Genomic DNA, 15797 nt, shown 5'->3' with positions numbered 1-15797 from the left:
CGCCCGCATCCTGAGTTGTTGCCCGCTCCGCCGCAGAATTGGTCGCAAATACGCCCGGGGTATTCTTCAAGCTCTCGCTTCATCGCCTCCGGCATCGGCACGAGCGGCGGCGTGGCGTTGCCCTGCACGATGCCGCGGCGTCTCGAAGTTCGAGTCGGCGCCAGCGCGTTCGCCGGCGATGTTACTCGAACGTTATCCACGGCACGCCTTGAACCAAGCGCCCACCGTGTGAACAGGAATCTCCCATCCGCGCAATCCTCTTGCCGTTGATCCGCGCGATTGAAGAGCCTTCTTTAATGCTGTCGGAGGTTGTCGGCGCGCCGGAACATAGGCATCTGTCGCTCACGGTGGCGATTGGAACGCCCTCCACGCAGACAAAATTCTGACCGGTCAAGATCACGGGGCCGCCGATATGCGGCCGTGGTCCAGGCTCGACCAGGGGGCAGATATGCATGTGGCCTTTGAGGCTAACAAGTTGTCCAACCATGTCCATCTTCTCAGTCCCGTCCCATTATGCTCCCAGAAAGTTGATCGAGATCCACAGGAGCCATCCGGCGATTTCAAGATGAGCTGATGGCACGACGACCGTTCTCGACTTCGACGGAGCCCGGACGCCGCGGGCTAGGGCATGACCCATTCGACCAGACATTTCCGAGCTGTTCAGGACGCGAATGACCGACGCGAGAACACCACGAGACATTTGCCAACAGCGGTGACATGATCAAGCTTTCGTGCTCCATCAGTTCGTACCGGCAACGCGGCCGGAGGCCGCCCGATTGCAAGACTTGAATTACCCTGGGCGGAAAAACCCCAAGTGAATGGGTTTAGTTCCTAGGACACAGGGCTGCCAGGGCGGCAGCCCGAGCCCACGGATGGACAAGACCTTCAGCAATAGCAGCGAGACGCTGCTGTAGCGCGGGCGGAAACGCTCCCACGCTTGCTCCAAGGACCCGCGCGGCCGCGACACGGTTGTCCGGGTCGTTAAGACTCTCGGCGAAGGTGACCAGGCGCTCCTGTAGCTCGGGCGGAAGCAATCCCGCGCTCTCTCCGAGGCTTAGCAGCGCAGTGACACGATCGTGTGGGTCGTTAAGATTCTCGGTGAGCACAACGAGGCGCTCCTGTAGCTCGGGCAGAAGCGATCCCGCGCTCTCTCGGAAGCTTTGCAGCGCATTGACACGATGGCGTTGGTCGTTAAGATTCTCGGCGAGCACAACGAGGCGCTCCTGTAGCTCGGGCAGAAGCGATCCCGCGCTCTCTCCGAGACTTTGCAGCGCAATGACGCGATGGCTTTGGTCGTTAAGATTCTCGGCGAGCGCGACGAGGCGCTCCTGTAGCTCGGGCACAAGCTTTCCTACGGCTGGTTTCAGGGCTGCGAGGGCCGAGGAGTAATCTTCGAGGTCAGGGTTCACGACGAGGTCGACGAGGCGCCGCTGGAGCGTGGGCGCAAGTCCTTCGACGCCCACTGCGAGGCCCAGCAGAGCTGTGACGCGATGCTCGTACTGGGCGAGCCCCTCGGCGAGCACGACGAGGCGCTGCTGTGGTCCGGGCGCAAGCGATCCTAGGTTCGTTCCGATGCCCCGCAGGGCTTTAGCGCGAAGCTCGGGATCGACAAACGCCTCGGCGAGCCTGACGAGGCGCTGCTGTAGTGCAGGCGCAAGCTCTCCTAGGTTCGGTCCGATGTCCTCCAGGGCTTGAGCGCGATGCTCGGGATCGACAAGCCCTGCTGCGAGGTCGACCACACGCTGCTGGAGCGCGGGCACAAACTCTCCCCCGCTTATCCCGAGGGCTGACAACACCGAGACGCGGTCTTCCGAGTTGAGCTCCTCGACGCGATCGACGAAACGCTGCTGGAGCGCCGGCACAAGCCGTCCCACACCCATTGCCAGACCAGCGAGGGCAGCGACGCGAAGCTGGGGATCGCCAACCCCCTCGGCAAGTTCGATGAGACGCTGCTGGAGTATGGGCGTAAAGTCACCCACGGCCAGCCCGAGGTCATCCAAGGCCGAGAAGCGAAGTTCGGGGTCAAGCGCCTCGGCGCGATCAATGAGACGCTGCTGGAGCGCAGGCGCGAGCCCTCCCACCCCTTGTCTGAGGGCTGCCAGGGCATCGACGCAGTGCTCTTCGTCGTCAAGTCCTTCGGCGACCTCGACGAGGCGCTGCTGAAGCGTGGGCGCGAGCCCTCCCAGCCCCCCGCCGAGGGCTTGCAGGGCAAAGACGCGGTGCTCGGGGTTGTTAAGTCCTTCGGCGATGGCAACGAGCTGCTCCTGCTGCACGCCGGTCAGGCAATTGAAATTGGATGCCAGAGATTCCAACGCGCCGGCAGCCATTAGTCCGACATAGGGATTCGCGACTCCTGGCTGCGGGACCATTAACCTGTTCCAGACGGCCTGAACCCGGATTGCCATCTGGCGCCGTTGTTCCAACGCCGCGGACATTTGGACAGCAGCACGCAGCTCGCCGTCTGTCTGCGACACCGCCAGCAGATCGATCGGGCTGAGCCTTTCCGCAATCGCGCCGAGTAACTCCGGGAGCAGCCCCGTTATTCCTGTTACCTGTTGGAGCCAGTGGTCCAGTTGTGGCATCATTTCGCTTGGTGTCCTCACTCACAACTTCGAGCCTTTGGTCCGGAGCACTTGGCATCAGCGCGACTTGATCTCGCGGGCCAGTTCGTCCTGAGCTGGGCCCAAACGCCAGCTCCACATGGCCGTCGCCGGTCGGGCGCGCCTCGTTGAGCGTTGGCTACGCGGCTTTCAACTCCTTGCCCATCGCCTCACCAGCCGCTCCTGCCGGGCCGACTACCGTCCCCGAGTCTCCCGGGTCTCCTGGCCGGCAAAACGGCATTTCTTTGTTTAGCTGCGATGTGCTGAAGCGTCCCATACAAAACGGATATGCCATCATGCGCGTTCGAGAGCATTCAGCAACGCCGGATCCAGCGGGTGATAGAGCTCTTATGCATAATGGTCAGTATGAATAGGTTGGACGCCCAAGTGTGAAGGCTTTGATTTGCGACCATCAGCTCGTCGTGGCGAGTGGATGGTGTGGGGATGAAGTCGGTGGATACGATTGCCCGGGTTCGGCGCGCCTTCCATGTGCAGGGATGGTCTCTCAAGCGGATTTGCCGCGAACTGCATGTGTCGCGGAACAAGTCCGCAAGATACTCAGGTCCGATGAGACATCGTTCCCCTACGAACGCGAGCGGCAGCCCAAGCCCAAGATCGGTCCGTGGCAGGATCAGCTTGACGGGTTTTTGAATGGCAACCGTGGCAAGACGGCGCGCGAGCAGCTGACACAGATCCGGATTTACGAAGAGCTTTGCAGCCTCGGCTACGAGGGAGGCTATGACGCCGTCCGTCGATACGCGAAGAACTGGGCGAAGGCACAGGGGTCGGCGATGGCGGACGCCTATGTGCCGCTGTTCTTCGCGCCGGGCGAGGCCTACCAGTTCGACTGGAGCCACGAGATCGTCCTGATCAACCGCGTGACGGTGACCGTGAAGGTCGCCCATGTCCGGCTCTGCCACAGCCGCATGATGTTCGTCGGGACTGTCAGGAATTTCGTGTGCGGGCGGGCGGTTGAACATTACGCCGCCATGGCCCGGATGAAGCGCTCGCCGAAGATGACGGCGAACTGGGCCTTGGCCATTGTCCACTCACGTGGCGGCATTTTCCACTCTTTCTCGGATCGGTTCAAGATCAGGTAGAGCAACTTGGTTGCCGCATCGTCGCTTGGGAAGTGGCCCCTGGCCCTGACAGCCCGCCTGAGCTTCGAGTTCAACGCCTCTATTGAGTTCGTAACCGGTATGAAGATGGCGGTGCCGATGTCCGGCTGCGGTTTTCGTGATCGCGGCGTATGGTGCGACCATCCGGGACAGAGGCACCGGGAGCACGAAGGTGCGGGCAGGCCGATCTTGTACGTTGAGCTGCGAGCTCGTGTTAGTAGATGGCCGCCTCTGCGACTCGCCCGGTTGCGCTGAGAGCGCGGATCCGTAGTTGTCGTGTCGCCCGCCGCTCCCCTCTGACTGATCGAGAGGAGGCAGGAATGCGACGTGTAATTGGAATCGACACCCACCGCACCTTTGGCGAGGTGGTGATCTGGGAAGATGGTCGACTGCGGCATGTGGGCCGGGTCGATATGACGCGAACCGCGCTGGAAGGCTTCGGCAAAACCCTTCTGGCCGACGACGAGGTGGTCATCGAGGCCACTGGCAACTGCATGGCGGTCTCTCGGGTGCTGTCGCCATTCGTGAAGCGGGTGGTGATCGCCAACCCGCTGCAGGTCAAAGCGATCGCGCACGCTCATGTGAAGACCGACAAGATCGACGCCGGCACGCTGGCCAGCTTGTACGCAGCCGGCTACCTGCCGGAGATCTGGACACCGGATGCCGCCACGGAGCGGATGCGCAGACTGGTCGCGCGGCGCTACCAGGTCGTGCGGCATCGGGCCCGGATCAAGAACGAGGTACATTCGATCCTCTACGCCCACCTGATTCCGCGGTGCCCCCATGCCGACCTGTTCGGGCGCCTCGGTCGTGCCTGGCTCACCCGTCAGCCGGTGCCAGATGACGAGCGCGCCGCAATCGAGCGCCATATCCGGGAACTGGACAGGCTGGGTGACGATCTCCGCGTACTTGACCGGGAGATTGCCGAGAGCGCGCTCGATGATGCGGTGATCAAACGGCTGCTCACAATCACTGGCGTCAATCTCGCAGTGGCCGGCGGGCTAGTGGCGGCTGTCGGTGACATCGGCCGTTTTTCCAGCCCGCAAAAACTGGTGAGCTATTTCGGCCTGAACCCACGCGTGCGCCAGTCGGGGCTCGGCGCGGCCCATCACGGGCGGATCAGCAAGGTCGGACGCAGCCATGCCCGCGCGATGCTGGTGGAAGCCGCCTGGGCGGCCGCCAAGACGCCGGGGCCGCTCCATGCGTTCTTTGTCCGCATCCGGGCCCGGCGCGGCCATCAGGTTGCCGCCGTCGCCGTGGCGCGCAAGCTGACGGTGCTCGTCTGGCATATGTTGACGAAGGAGGCGGACTACCTCTGGGCGCGACCCAGTCTGGTTGCACACAAGATGCGCAGCATGGAACTGCAGGCCGGCAAGCCGCAGAAGAAGGGCAACAGCCTCGGACCGACCTATGCCTACAATGTCAAGGAGCTGCGGAACCAGGAGATGCGCGTCGCCGAGCAGGCCCAGAAAGGATACGAACACTTCGTTGAGGCTTGGCGCCCGCGCCTGCCAAAGGAAAAGGCGCGCGGGCGCCTCAGTCCGGCAAGGCTCGAATAAGGCGGCCCGGCGGCGCTTTCAGCCGATGCACCACGCTTCGCCACGAGGTCGCCCGCGCACGAAGACAATAGCTGACTGCGTCGGGTATTTCCAGTTGCGCCAGCCCTCGGGGCTTTGCACCTCCGATCCGATCGAGCATGCCGCCGTGCTCGGGCCGATCAAGGCCCAAGCCTTGCGGTGGCCGCGTAAAACGCGGCCAGCCTTGACTGCCCCCGCGCGCGGCGGCTGTGAAATGGGGCGGTCGGGACGGAAGAACACCAGCGATGCGGTCGAACCAAAGAACATACTCGGGGAGGTTCCAGGGCTCGTCACAAAATAGCGCTTGTCGATCTCATCCGTGGTGTAAATGATCCGACGGACGTCGTCAGGGAACGCGAAGAATGGAATGACCTCGCCCCAGGCGCGCCGCCAGCTCTGGCCGATGGCGGGATAGCGCTGGCCCCAAGGGCCGGCCTCGAACGCCGCCAGCGCCTTTTCGGCGGCATCGGCATCGACGGCGCGGTAGATTTCCTTGAGTGCGCTGGCGAGGCTCTTGCGGTCTTTCCAAGACACGAAGTCCATCGAGTTGCGCAGCAGGTGGACGATGCACGTCTGGACGATCGCCTCCGGGAACACTGCGGTGATCGCGTCCGGGAAGCCTTTCGGGCCATCGACAACAGCCAGAAGGATATCCTCCGTGCCACGGTTCTTGAGCTCGTTCATCACCCGCAGCCAGAACTTGGCACCTTCATTCTGCTCGAGCCAGAGGCCCAGCACCTCCTTTGCACCATCGGCGCGCACGCCCAGTGCGATATGGATGGCCTTGTTGCGGACCATCCCTTCATCGCGGATCTTGACCCGGATCGCATCGAAGAAGACCAGCGGGTAAATCGGATCGAGCGGCCTTTGCTGCCAGGTGGCGACTTCGTCGAGCACGGCGTCCGTCACCGTTGAGATCAGGTCCGCCGACACTTCGATGCCGTACAGATCGCGCAGGTGCCCGGTGATCTCCCGGGTGCTCATGCCGCGCGCGTACATCGATACGATCTTGTCATCAAATCCGGGAAAACGGCGCTGGTACTTGGCGATCAGCTGCGGATCGAAACTCGACTGGCGGTCGCGCGGAACATCGATATCCAGCTTGCCGGTCTCGGTCGTCACCGTCTTGCGGCCATAGCCGTTACGCGTATTGCCAGCGTCTTCGCCGCTCGCCAGATGATGGTCCATCTCCGCGTTCAGCGCGCGCTCCGTCAGAGCCTTCTTGAGCGTATCCAGCAGGCCGCCCTGTTCGAAGGGTCGACCTGTGCCTCTTTACGAGCAGGTGCTTCTGCAACGCGACGGCTACGCGCTAATCATGCTCTCCCGTGATGTACCCGCGGGAAATGACCTCTTCAGAGCGGCTTAAACGCCGTCTGAATCCCGATCGATAGTGCGGTCAGAAAGAAGCCGCAAATCTATTCGTTGCGATCGCCGAAGAGGTCGCCGCGCTTTTTGTATGTGATGTCGTGCCGGTGAAGGTGCTCCGGCTTTCGTGCAGCATACGGGAGCGTTGGCAGAATGCGCGGCGCGGAAGGAGAGTGCCGCGATATCGGATAAATAACCGAAATATCTTTACTTTTTGCACGTTTTGCGTGATAATCACGTTTAAACAGGAAAGTCGTAGCTATGTTGTTGGAATTTCGGATAAAGAACTTTCGTTCGTTCCGGGACGAGGCTGTTCTACGCATGACGGCGAGCAGCGACACTTCGATGCAGGCCACCCATACGCGTGAGACCGGACTGGAAAAGGCCAAGCGCGTGGTAAACGCGGTTGCCATCTTCGGAGCCAACGCTAGCGGCAAGACCAATGTGGTGCGCGCTCTTCAATTCATGCAGCTCATGGTCGCAACCTCTAACCAAGTCCAGCCGGATCAAGAGAGCAATCTGTCGCCGTTCGCGCTGCGTCCAGAGGCCGCGAGCTATCCGACGCTGTTGGAGATGACGTTCCTAATCGATGGGGTGCGGTACCAGTACGGCTTCGAGTTCACACGTCGCGCGATCATTGAGGAATGGCTCCAAGTCTACGAGACTGCCAAGCCGCAGGTCTGGTTTCATCGCAAGCGCGATGAGAAGACGGGAAAATATAGGTACACCTACAGTGACTATTTCCTTGGCCAGAAAAAGGTGTGGGAGGGCGCCACGCGCAAGGAAGTGCTCTTCCTAACCACGGCGGTTAATCTCAACAACGAACAGTTGCGCCCGCTCTACCAGAAGTTCGTCGACGATATGGCGGTTTCCCTCCAAGGCGGCGCGATCGGGACCGATTTCACCGCCAACTATGTCCAGGATTCCGGGAGCCAGCGGCGCGTGGTGTCGTTACTCTCTGCCGCTGACACCGGGGTTTCCAGCTTGGCCTTTGACAAGAGACGTGGGCAGCAATTGCAGGTGAATCTGGCAAGCGGCCTGCACGAAACATCTGAGGTGGAATTCAATATGCCGCAGCTGGGTCACTTGGCCAACGGTGTGACCTATCCCTTGGACTTCCAGGACGAGTCATCCGGGACTCAGATTATTTTCAGCCTGGCGGGACCGGTGCTCGACATTCTTCAGCGCGGTCGATTGCTGGTGGTCGACGAACTTGACCGAAGCCTGCATCCGTTGTTGGTGCAGCAACTGGTCGCAATGTTTAACGATCCTCAGCAGAACCGGCATGGCGCCCAACTGATCTTTACCACTCACGATGTCTCACTCCTCGACAGCAAACACCTGCGCAGAGACCAGATCTGGTTCGCGGAAAAGGACCAGGGGCAGGCTTCACATTTCTTCCCGCTCCTCGACTTTTCGCCGCGGAAGGGTGAGGCCCTAGAAAAGGGCTATCTGGGCGGACGCTACGGTGGCATACCGATCCTGGAACCGTTGCAGGACTAGAGCAGTTTCTGGATAATCACGGTTAGGCATCGTAGCCGGCGTGGGCGAACAGGTTTTCGCATTCTTTGGGGTGGAAACGATCGATGGCGACGGCCACGGCGTCCCATAATTCCGGGATGGACCGGGCTGCTGCCTTTCGCAGTAAAGCCTTCAGCTTGGCGAAGGCCATCTCAATGGGGTTAAAGTCCGGGGAGTAGGGCGGAAGATAGCGAAGGGAAGCCCCCGCAGCCTCGATGATTTCGCGGACACCGACCACTTTATGAGCAGGCAGGTTGTCCATCACGACGACATCGTCGGGTTGAAGCGTCGGCACGAGGACGCGGCGCAAGTAGACCAGGAATGCTTCGCCATCCATGGCGCCGTCCAGGAGCCAGGGCGCGACGATCCCGTCGAGGCGCAGGCCGGCCGTGAAGGTCGTGGATTTCCAGTGCCCATGAGGAACAGCCGCCCGGCAACGCTGTCCACGCGCAGAGCGGCCTCGTAGCCGGGCCATCTTGGTATTGAGGCCACTTTCGTCGATGAAGATCAGGCGGCTCGGATCGAGATCGAGTTGGCCTTCGAACCACTCTTCCCGCGCTGCCAAAACATCCGGTCGCTGCTGTTCGGCCGCGTGCGCTGTCTTTTTTTGTACGTGATGCCACGCTTTGCGAAGAACGCATGGACCGTCGTCAGGCTGGCTTTGACCCCGCGCTCTGCCGCAAGGCGATCGACGATCTCGGCAAGCGTGATGTCCCGCTCATCGGTCTCGACCAAGGCGAGAATGAAAGTCTCGTGCGCGTCCAGCTTCGATACCTTCGGCTTGCCCTGCCGCCCAGGTTCCAGATTGCCGCTCGAACGCCAGGCCCGATACCATGCACCAGACGTCGATATCCCGATGGCAAACCGCCGTGCCGCTTCTCGGGTCGACAGGCCTGCCTCTATCGCCTCGATAACACGCGTCCGCAAATCCAGGCTGTAAGCTCGTGCCATGCCGCTGCTCCTTCCGCAAATCACTTCGATCAGGGAATCAGAACAAGCCGTTCACTGCAAACAAACGACTCCGATTAAGGGAAAACCGCTCTAAGGCCTGTTGATATTCAGGATTGAACGAAGCCGCTGACGCGGCATTTGGTGGGTCGGTTTGCGTGTGAGGCTTCTGTTTTAAAGGATTGCGGCTGTTGAAGCGCAATCTTGAGAACAGGAGCAATGAGATGGCCGAGTTGAGCCCTCTTCGCCGACGCATGATCGAGGACATGACGATCCGCAATCTGTCGCCGGCCACCCAGCGATCCTACGTGCATGCGGTGGCCAAGTTTTCGCGCTATTTCTGCCGCTCCCCTGATCGGCTCGGTCTGGAGGATGTCCGCGCGTTCCAGGTGCATCTGGTATCGGCCGGAATCTCGTGGCCGGCGCTGAACCAGACGGTGTGTGCGCTGCGGTTCTTCTATGGCGTGACGCTGGGCCATGCCGAGATCCCGGAACGGATCGTCTACGCCCGCTCGCCACGGACGCTGCCAGTGGTGCTGAGCGCCGATGAGGTCGTCCGGTTTCTGGAGGCGGTGCCGAGCCTGAAGACGCGCACGGCCCTGACGACGGCCTACTCAGCCGGCCTTCGCGCCTCGGAGACCGTCGGGCTGAAGGTCGGCGACATCGACAGCGAACGCGGCGTGATCCGTGTCGAGCACGGCAAGGGCGGCAAGGACCGCACCGTGATGCTGTCGGCGCAGCTTCTGCGCATCCTGCGGGTTTACTGGCGGCTTGCGAAGCCGAAGGAGTGGCTGTTTCCCGGGCGCGGCGCCGATCGCCCCATCGATGTGCAGGTGTTGTATTCGGCTTGTCGCTCGGCGCGTGCGGCCGCCGGCATCGACAAGCGGGTGACGGTGCACACGCTCAGGCACAGCTTCGCCACGCATCTTCTGGAGAACGGCACCGACATCCGCATTATCCAGGTTCTGCTCGGCCACAACAACCTGTCGAGCACGGCGCGCTACACCAGGGTCTCGAACGGCCTGATCCGGCGTACGACGAGCCCGCTCGACCGGCTGAATATCGAGGTGGTGCCGCCGGGCTGATCGGTTCCGCCGATGTCGGCGAGACTGGAGGTGGCGGATATCTTTCGCCGCCACGCAGAGGCGTATCGGCAGGCCCATGATGGCCGTCTCGGCCGCGTCGAGCGCCGCGTGATGAGCGCGATCGAGCTATGCCGGACCGCCGAACTGGGCGGCCATGTCGAGGGCTGCCGGTCCTGCGGGGTGATCCGCGTTGCCTACAATTCCTGCCGCAACCGGCATTGCCCGAAGTGCCAGGGACAGGCCTCCCGGGACTGGCTTGCCGCACGTGAGAACGATCTCTTGCCGGTTGCCTATTTCCACGTCGTGTTCACTCTGCCGGCGCAAATCGCGGCGATCGCCTTCCAGAACAAGGCGGCGGTCTACACGATCCTGTTCAAGACGGTCGCCGAGACGCTGCGCACGATCGCTGCCGATCCCAAACATCTCGGCGCCGAGATCGGCCTGATCGCAGTCCTGCACAGTTGGGGTCAGAACCTGCATTATCATCCCCACATCCATTGCATCGTTCCGGGCGGTGGACTGTCGCCCGATGGAATGCGCTGGATCTCTTGCAGGCCCGGCTTCTTCCTGCCGGTGCGGGTGCTGTCGCGCCTGTTCCGCCGGCTCTTTCTGGGGGAACTTCGGACAGCCTATGAAGCGGGCAAGTTGAGCTTCTTCGGCAGTCTCGCCGAACTGGCGGCGCCGGCTACATTCAACCGCAAGCTCGCCGAGGTTCGTCGTGTCGATTGGGTCGTCTATGCCAAGCCGCCGTTCGGCGGGCCGAGGCAGGTGCTGGCCTATCTCGGCCGCTACACCCACCGCGTCGCCATCGCCAATTCCCGACTGATCAGCATGACCGACGATCGGGTCGCGTTCCGCTGGAGGGATTATCGCCATCGCGGCCGTACGAAGGTCATGACGCTCGACGCGCACGAGTTCATCCGTCGCTTTCTCCTGCACACCCTGCCGGACGGTTTCCATCGCATCCGCCACTGCGGCTTCCTGGCCAATGGCCATCGCGCCGCCAGGATCGAGCTGTGCCGCAAGCTGCTGGCCAGCACGATACAGCAAGCCGACGCTCCGAAGGTCGAATGCGATGCAGGCGCCGCTGTCTCGCTCCCGGTGGCGCGTCGCTGCCCCTGCTGCGGCGGCCCGATGGTTACGCTCGGCATCTGGCGATGCGGACAGGTGCCGACGAACCCCTTCTGGAACGACACCTCATGATCATGCGCGGCAGATCCTCATCATCAGGTTCGGCATCCGTCGGCGCGCGCGCCGACATGCGGGTTTTTGACCCGTCTCATGCAGGTGAACACTGCCGGCCTGGAGACGGCCAGCGTTGCGATGACCCAAGACCCAACCAACGCCAAAACTTCCTTGCCTATGCGGTTGCGGTCCGCCCCCATCCCATCGGGCGTGACCTTCGAGAACTCCTCCGTGACGACCCCGACCGGCCGTCCCGGCAACAATCCCCATAGCGCCAGACCACCCCGCGGCTTCGCTCAATCCGGCTTGCAATGAGGTCCGATGTCGAGCCCGCGTCCCAAACCGGTGTCTCGGACCTCACAGAAGCCTCCAGATTCCCATTCTGGCTTGATCGTGATTCAAGCTTCGGATGGAACGATTCGTGCTGACGGACGCCCAGTGGGCGAAGATGGAACCGCATTGTCTGGGTAAGCCAGCAGATCCCGGGCGAAGCGGCCACGACAATCGCCTGTTCGTAGAAGCGGTTCTTTGGATCGTGCGGACCGGCAGTCCGTGGCGTGATCTGCCTGCCCTGTTCGGAAAGTGGAACAGCGTTTTCACGCGATACCGAGGTTGGGTTAAAGCGGATGTTTTCATTCGGCTTTTCGAGGCCTGCTCAGGCCAGCCGGACATGGAATACGCCATGGTCGACGCCACCATCGTCAAGGTCCATCGCCACGGCCAGGGCGCAAAAGGGGGACTCAAAGCCAGGCCATAGGTCGCTCCAAGGGCGGCATGACAACCAAAATCTTGGCGCTTACCGACGCGCTCGGCAATCTCGTGCGCTTTGTCCTGCTGCCAGGCCAGCGCTTCGATACGGTCGGTGTCGAACCGCTCATCCAAGGCCTCTCCTTCGGCGCTCTGATCGCCGACAAAGCCTTCGACAGCAACACCATCATCGCCGATCTGAATGAGCGTGGCGCCAAGATCGTCATCTCCCAGCATCCGCGCCGAACAAAGCCGATCCCGCTCGATGCCGAGATGTACAAATGGCGTCATCTGATCGAGAATTTCTTCTGCAAACTCAAAGAGTTCAAACGCATCGCCATGCGCGCCGACAAAACCGACAACAGCTTCAATGCCATCATTCATCTCGCAGCAGCCGTCATCAACTCCAAATGAATCTCAACAAGCCCTAGCCTATGGAGAGACGAGCACGTTCTGAATCATCGCTCCGCCGCACTCAGGGCCGCAAGAAGAGCTCGCCGCGCATTCTCATTGTCTGCGAGGGCGAAAAGACCGAGAGAAACTATTTCAATGCGATACGACGCGAACGGCGTCTCAGCGGCGCACGCGTGCAAATCTTGCCGTCAGATTACGGGACGGATCCTCTCAGCGTAGTGAATTATGCCCTAGACAAATTCCTCGCCGAGGGGAGGGCGTTCGACGAAGTCTATGCCGTTTTCGATCGCGACGATCACCATACCTACAACAATGCTTTGGACCGGGCGTCCGCGCTCAACAACAGCTATAAGAATGAGGCGGGCGTCCGTGTCCCTTTCGCGGCCGTCCCATCCGTGCCGAATTTCGAGCTATGGCTGTTACTCCATTTCAAAAGCGTTCTGGCACCCATACACCGAACTGAGGTTTACGCCGAACTGAAGAAGCCTGCCTTTTACCCGACCTACGCGAAAAACAGCGCCACAGTCTACGATGATACCAAGGGCAATATCGGGACTGCTACGCAGCGTGCGACGCACCTTCGGGAATCATTCAATCCGGCCGACGGGTCTGACCCGTACACAGACATCGACCTAGTCGCCAACAAACTCCTATCGATCCCTGTACCGTGGGGATAACCACCTTCCAAATCGTGGTCTTGTTCGGTCTTCCCCTGGATGGGAGGCCGACTTCGATCACGACGCCCGTACTCGGCATTGGGTGGACTGCGCCGCCATGCGCCTCAGCAATTACCTTTGAGCACCGATCATCTCAACCCAATGGTGCGTGCCTGGTCGAACGTGACAAAGCCTGAGGCTAGCTTGCATTACACAAATCCTTGCACACAATTAAAAAATGCGAAATATCGGCTTGTAAGCAATGGGTTGTGAAAAGGACATTCGGTCTTCTGGACCGAAGCGCACTGCAACGTGCGACCGCGAGCCGTCTCGGCGACGCTGACTGTCATGTTATGCCGCGGCGTGTGTATCGGCGCGCAAGAGGACATCGTCAAAAATAACGCCGGCCTCATGGCTGATGGCTGACAGGGCGACTTGATAGCGTGCATATTCACCGGGCGCGAATTCCACTCCGAACCGATCGACGACATCTTTCTGGGAAAGCCGGAAGCCGTAGGTGCGTAGGGACCGGCGACCGTTGGTATCGCGCGCCGAGACCGCAACCACCTTCCAGAAGACGAGAGGATACTGCACCACGCCGGTTCCAAAATCCTCAGACGGATCGTTCGCCTCCAAGATCGGTCCCGCTATGATGCAGGCGCGCGTGTCACCTGATTGTAAGTCGCGTTGAATGTGGTTTTCGAAACCGCCCCACAAGCCTTGAACTCCCGGCCATTGCTTTCCCGGTTGGGAGCGGTTGAAGGCCGCGTGCTGGGGCGTACAATTTGAGAAGTGAAACGTGTCGGAATTGGCAAACTCGATTTCCGTCGGCGTATCACCCCAGGCATTATCTTCCCTGCGCACGATATGGCCCCGGTCGATCTGTTTGGCGGGCTCATAGATGTCGGGATCGCCCAACTGGTATTTCTGGGGGATTCGCGGGTCAAACACCCAACGATCTTGACCGAAGAAGGCGCGGCCGCTGGAGGTCCTTTTCGATGCATCGTAGTCGACATTTACCGCCGACCACATCTGCATGCGCCGGGAAGCGTTCATCGCCAGGCTGAAGTGGTGGTACTTGAGCACGACGATCTGGCCATTTTCCTTGTACATCTCCTGCTCCCGCTCCTGCAAAATGCGAGGAAGCGGCACCGCGATATCGTTTTCGAGAAAATCAGGGTTGTAGCCTTCTCGATCGTCGTAGTTGGGGTCGAAGCGCAGTGCCTTCTCGAGCGCCTCGTCTGCCGCGATTTCGGCCGTCGCCAATGGAAGCTGCGATGCCGGCACGCCGCTACCAATGAAAATCGTCACTGGTCCGGAAAAATTCATGGTGACGCCGCCCATTGCGTTTCCTTTCACGTTTGCGAAAATTTTGGAGGGATCAGGTAGCAGAGGACTAAGCGCTTCTGGCGCGCGAGGCGTCGCTAGCTTCGCGACCTCATCGGTAGGATCGGTCGTGTTGGCCAGCAATTCGTCCAAAAGGCGTTTGGAGGAGGGCGTCGTCGGCACAAGTCCGCCGAAGGCCTTGACCAACGCACTTATGCGCACACCCTCATTCGCGATCCAGTCTATCCCCTCATCCGGCTGGCCAGGTGACCATGCCGAACCGTCCTTATTGAGAATAGTATTGCCTCGCATTTTCGGGATTGAGGCGTGGTGCAAACCGACTACCTCCCATATTTCCGAGGAGCAGGGTGAGCCCGACGATCCACCCTCAGTGTCGGTCTCGTACCGGAGGAAACCGTCGTCCCGCAGTTCGAGCAGCCGGCAATTCTCCATCGCATAGCGTTTTGGCCCGCCATCAGGATATTCGATCATCCGGATCGGCATTCCTGGCAGGATCTTTGACCGCGATCCATTGATCGCCAGGAAGTTGACGGAAGAAAGAAGCTCGCCAGTGACCGCCTTCGGCTTCACCGCGACGATCGCGAAATCGAGATCCTCCGCCGAGAAGAAAAGCGCATCCGGATCGAACTCAAAGATAATGCCTCGAGTGACACCCGATGCCGTTTGATCGTGAAGAAAGTTGGCGCCTGTTCCTCGAACCGAGCCGGGATCCGGAAACACATGCCAGTTGGTCAGAAGAATGTCGGGTGAAATCATGAACCCGGTCGCAAACCCGACAGGATCGACCTTCGGATCGACATTGACCACGATGCGCGCGACCGGCCGGCCAGCGGCACGGGCAGCATCGTCCGGCGGCAAGGTGTACCAGTCAAGGGTGGGGCCGATCTTGCGCTCGACGAACACCGGAAGACGGCCTTGAGCCTTCAATTCGCTCGCCTGAACGAAGCTCGAACGGCGAGCGTCGTAGCGCGCCTGTTCCGATGGCGTCACTTGCGTCGTCTCAGGCGTCGGCGGCTGCGTTTTCCATCGCTTTGCCGCTGCAATCATTACCGCGCGGCGGCGCTCGTCGAATAAATTAGTCGCGGCCATGTAGGCTCTTCCTTCTAACGGCCTGAATAAGGAAAGACGATGGACTTTGTTTGAGGATGGCGATTGAGAGATTCGACTTCATACGACAAACGCTCAAGCGGCAGAGTGTTTAAGCGGCTAACAACGTTTCACGCGAAGGCCTTTC

10 protein-coding genes and 3 pseudogenes are annotated in these 15797 nt (G+C 60.7%); 7 read left to right on the top strand and 6 right to left on the bottom strand.

The annotated features are described in order from the left end of the window. Nucleotides 1–181: 181 nt before the first annotated feature. Nucleotides 182–454 carry a PAAR domain-containing protein gene (locus tag ACFSQT_RS09305; protein ID WP_342586887.1) on the bottom strand — a complete coding sequence of 91 codons (273 nt, stop codon included), beginning with the start codon at nucleotides 452–454 and terminating at the stop codon, nucleotides 182–184. 370 nt (nucleotides 455–824) lie between these two features. Further along, nucleotides 825–2585: a hypothetical protein gene (locus ACFSQT_RS09300; protein ID WP_379018062.1), complete on the bottom strand. Its 1761-nt coding sequence runs from the start codon at nucleotides 2583–2585 to the stop codon at nucleotides 825–827. A 459-nt stretch (nucleotides 2586–3044) separates the two neighbouring features. On the opposite strand from ACFSQT_RS09300, the pseudogene ACFSQT_RS09295 reads away from it, so the two are divergent. After that, nucleotides 3045–3538: pseudogene (locus ACFSQT_RS09295) on the top strand (IS21 family transposase); the annotation flags it as partial. Nucleotides 3539–3579: 41 nt separating this feature from the next. Here the strand turns inward: ACFSQT_RS09295 and ACFSQT_RS09290 are convergent. Beyond that, a pseudogene (locus ACFSQT_RS09290) lies at nucleotides 3580–3801 on the bottom strand (transposase); the annotation flags it as partial. 255 nt (nucleotides 3802–4056) lie between these two features. Here ACFSQT_RS09290 and ACFSQT_RS09285 point away from each other — a divergent pair. Next, nucleotides 4057–5277: an IS110 family RNA-guided transposase gene (locus ACFSQT_RS09285; protein WP_378924438.1), complete on the top strand. Its 1221-nt coding sequence runs from the start codon at nucleotides 4057–4059 to the stop codon at nucleotides 5275–5277. A 324-nt stretch (nucleotides 5278–5601) separates the two neighbouring features. Here ACFSQT_RS09285 and ACFSQT_RS09280 read toward each other — a convergent pair. After that, nucleotides 5602–6549 (bottom strand): annotated as a pseudogene (locus tag ACFSQT_RS09280) (IS256 family transposase); the annotation flags it as partial. A gap of 372 nt (nucleotides 6550–6921) precedes the next feature. On the opposite strand from ACFSQT_RS09280, the gene ACFSQT_RS09275 reads away from it, so the two are divergent. Beyond that, nucleotides 6922–8163 carry an AAA family ATPase gene (locus tag ACFSQT_RS09275; protein ID WP_378976924.1) on the top strand — a complete coding sequence of 414 codons (1242 nt, stop codon included), beginning with the start codon at nucleotides 6922–6924 and terminating at the stop codon, nucleotides 8161–8163. A 22-nt stretch (nucleotides 8164–8185) separates the two neighbouring features. On the opposite strand, the gene ACFSQT_RS09270 is transcribed toward ACFSQT_RS09275, so the two are convergent. After that, nucleotides 8186–9132 (bottom strand): IS630 family transposase gene (locus tag ACFSQT_RS09270; RefSeq protein WP_417568608.1). Its coding sequence is split into 2 segments (ribosomal slippage): nucleotides 8186–8788 and nucleotides 8791–9132, totalling 945 coding nucleotides; the frame shifts between segments, so codons are not numbered across the junction. A 221-nt stretch (nucleotides 9133–9353) separates the two neighbouring features. On the opposite strand from ACFSQT_RS09270, the gene ACFSQT_RS09265 reads away from it, so the two are divergent. The 4 genes from ACFSQT_RS09265 to ACFSQT_RS09250 all read left to right on the top strand — a co-directional run bounded on the left by ACFSQT_RS09265 (nucleotide 9354) and on the right by ACFSQT_RS09250 (nucleotide 13237). Further along, nucleotides 9354–10214: a tyrosine-type recombinase/integrase gene (locus tag ACFSQT_RS09265; RefSeq protein ID WP_379018061.1), complete on the top strand. Its 861-nt coding sequence runs from the start codon at nucleotides 9354–9356 to the stop codon at nucleotides 10212–10214. A gap of 12 nt (nucleotides 10215–10226) precedes the next feature. After that, nucleotides 10227–11417 (top strand): IS91 family transposase, encoded by a 1191-nt coding sequence (locus tag ACFSQT_RS09260; RefSeq protein ID WP_379018060.1) that lies wholly within the window; start codon nucleotides 10227–10229, stop codon nucleotides 11415–11417. 391 nt (nucleotides 11418–11808) lie between these two features. Continuing rightward, nucleotides 11809–12560 (top strand): IS5 family transposase gene (locus tag ACFSQT_RS09255; protein ID WP_379018059.1). Its coding sequence is split into 2 segments (ribosomal slippage): nucleotides 11809–12139 and nucleotides 12139–12560, totalling 753 coding nucleotides; the frame shifts between segments, so codons are not numbered across the junction. 20 nt (nucleotides 12561–12580) lie between these two features. After that, nucleotides 12581–13237: an RloB family protein gene (locus tag ACFSQT_RS09250; protein ID WP_378924436.1), complete on the top strand. Its 657-nt coding sequence runs from the start codon at nucleotides 12581–12583 to the stop codon at nucleotides 13235–13237. A gap of 330 nt (nucleotides 13238–13567) precedes the next feature. On the opposite strand, the gene ACFSQT_RS09245 is transcribed toward ACFSQT_RS09250, so the two are convergent. Continuing rightward, a complete protein-coding gene (locus ACFSQT_RS09245) occupies nucleotides 13568–15652 on the bottom strand; it encodes a DNA/RNA non-specific endonuclease (RefSeq protein WP_379018058.1) in 2085 nt (694 codons plus the stop codon). Nucleotides 15653–15797 lie beyond the last annotated feature (145 nt).

The organism is Mesorhizobium calcicola, assembly GCF_042682105.1.
Lineage (GTDB): Bacteria > Pseudomonadota > Alphaproteobacteria > Rhizobiales > Rhizobiaceae > Mesorhizobium > Mesorhizobium calcicola.
The sequence above is the reverse complement of the archived record's forward strand: the minus strand, read 5'-3'. Positions and strand labels throughout refer to the sequence as shown.

Excerpts from the sequence above, each read along its gene's own strand:
- ACFSQT_RS09305 (WP_342586887.1), bottom strand. The coding sequence starts at position 454 with ATGCATATCTGCCCCCTGGTCGAGCCTGGACCACGGCCGCATATCGGC.
- ACFSQT_RS09300 (WP_379018062.1), bottom strand. The coding sequence starts at position 2,585 with ATGATGCCACAACTGGACCACTGGCTCCAACAGGTAACAGGAATAACG.
- ACFSQT_RS09275 (WP_378976924.1), top strand. The coding sequence starts at position 6,922 with ATGTTGTTGGAATTTCGGATAAAGAACTTTCGTTCGTTCCGGGACGAG.
- ACFSQT_RS09265 (WP_379018061.1), top strand. The coding sequence starts at position 9,354 with ATGGCCGAGTTGAGCCCTCTTCGCCGACGCATGATCGAGGACATGACG.
- ACFSQT_RS09260 (WP_379018060.1), top strand. The coding sequence starts at position 10,227 with ATGTCGGCGAGACTGGAGGTGGCGGATATCTTTCGCCGCCACGCAGAG.
- ACFSQT_RS09250 (WP_378924436.1), top strand. The coding sequence starts at position 12,581 with ATGGAGAGACGAGCACGTTCTGAATCATCGCTCCGCCGCACTCAGGGC.
- ACFSQT_RS09245 (WP_379018058.1), bottom strand. The coding sequence starts at position 15,652 with ATGGCCGCGACTAATTTATTCGACGAGCGCCGCCGCGCGGTAATGATT.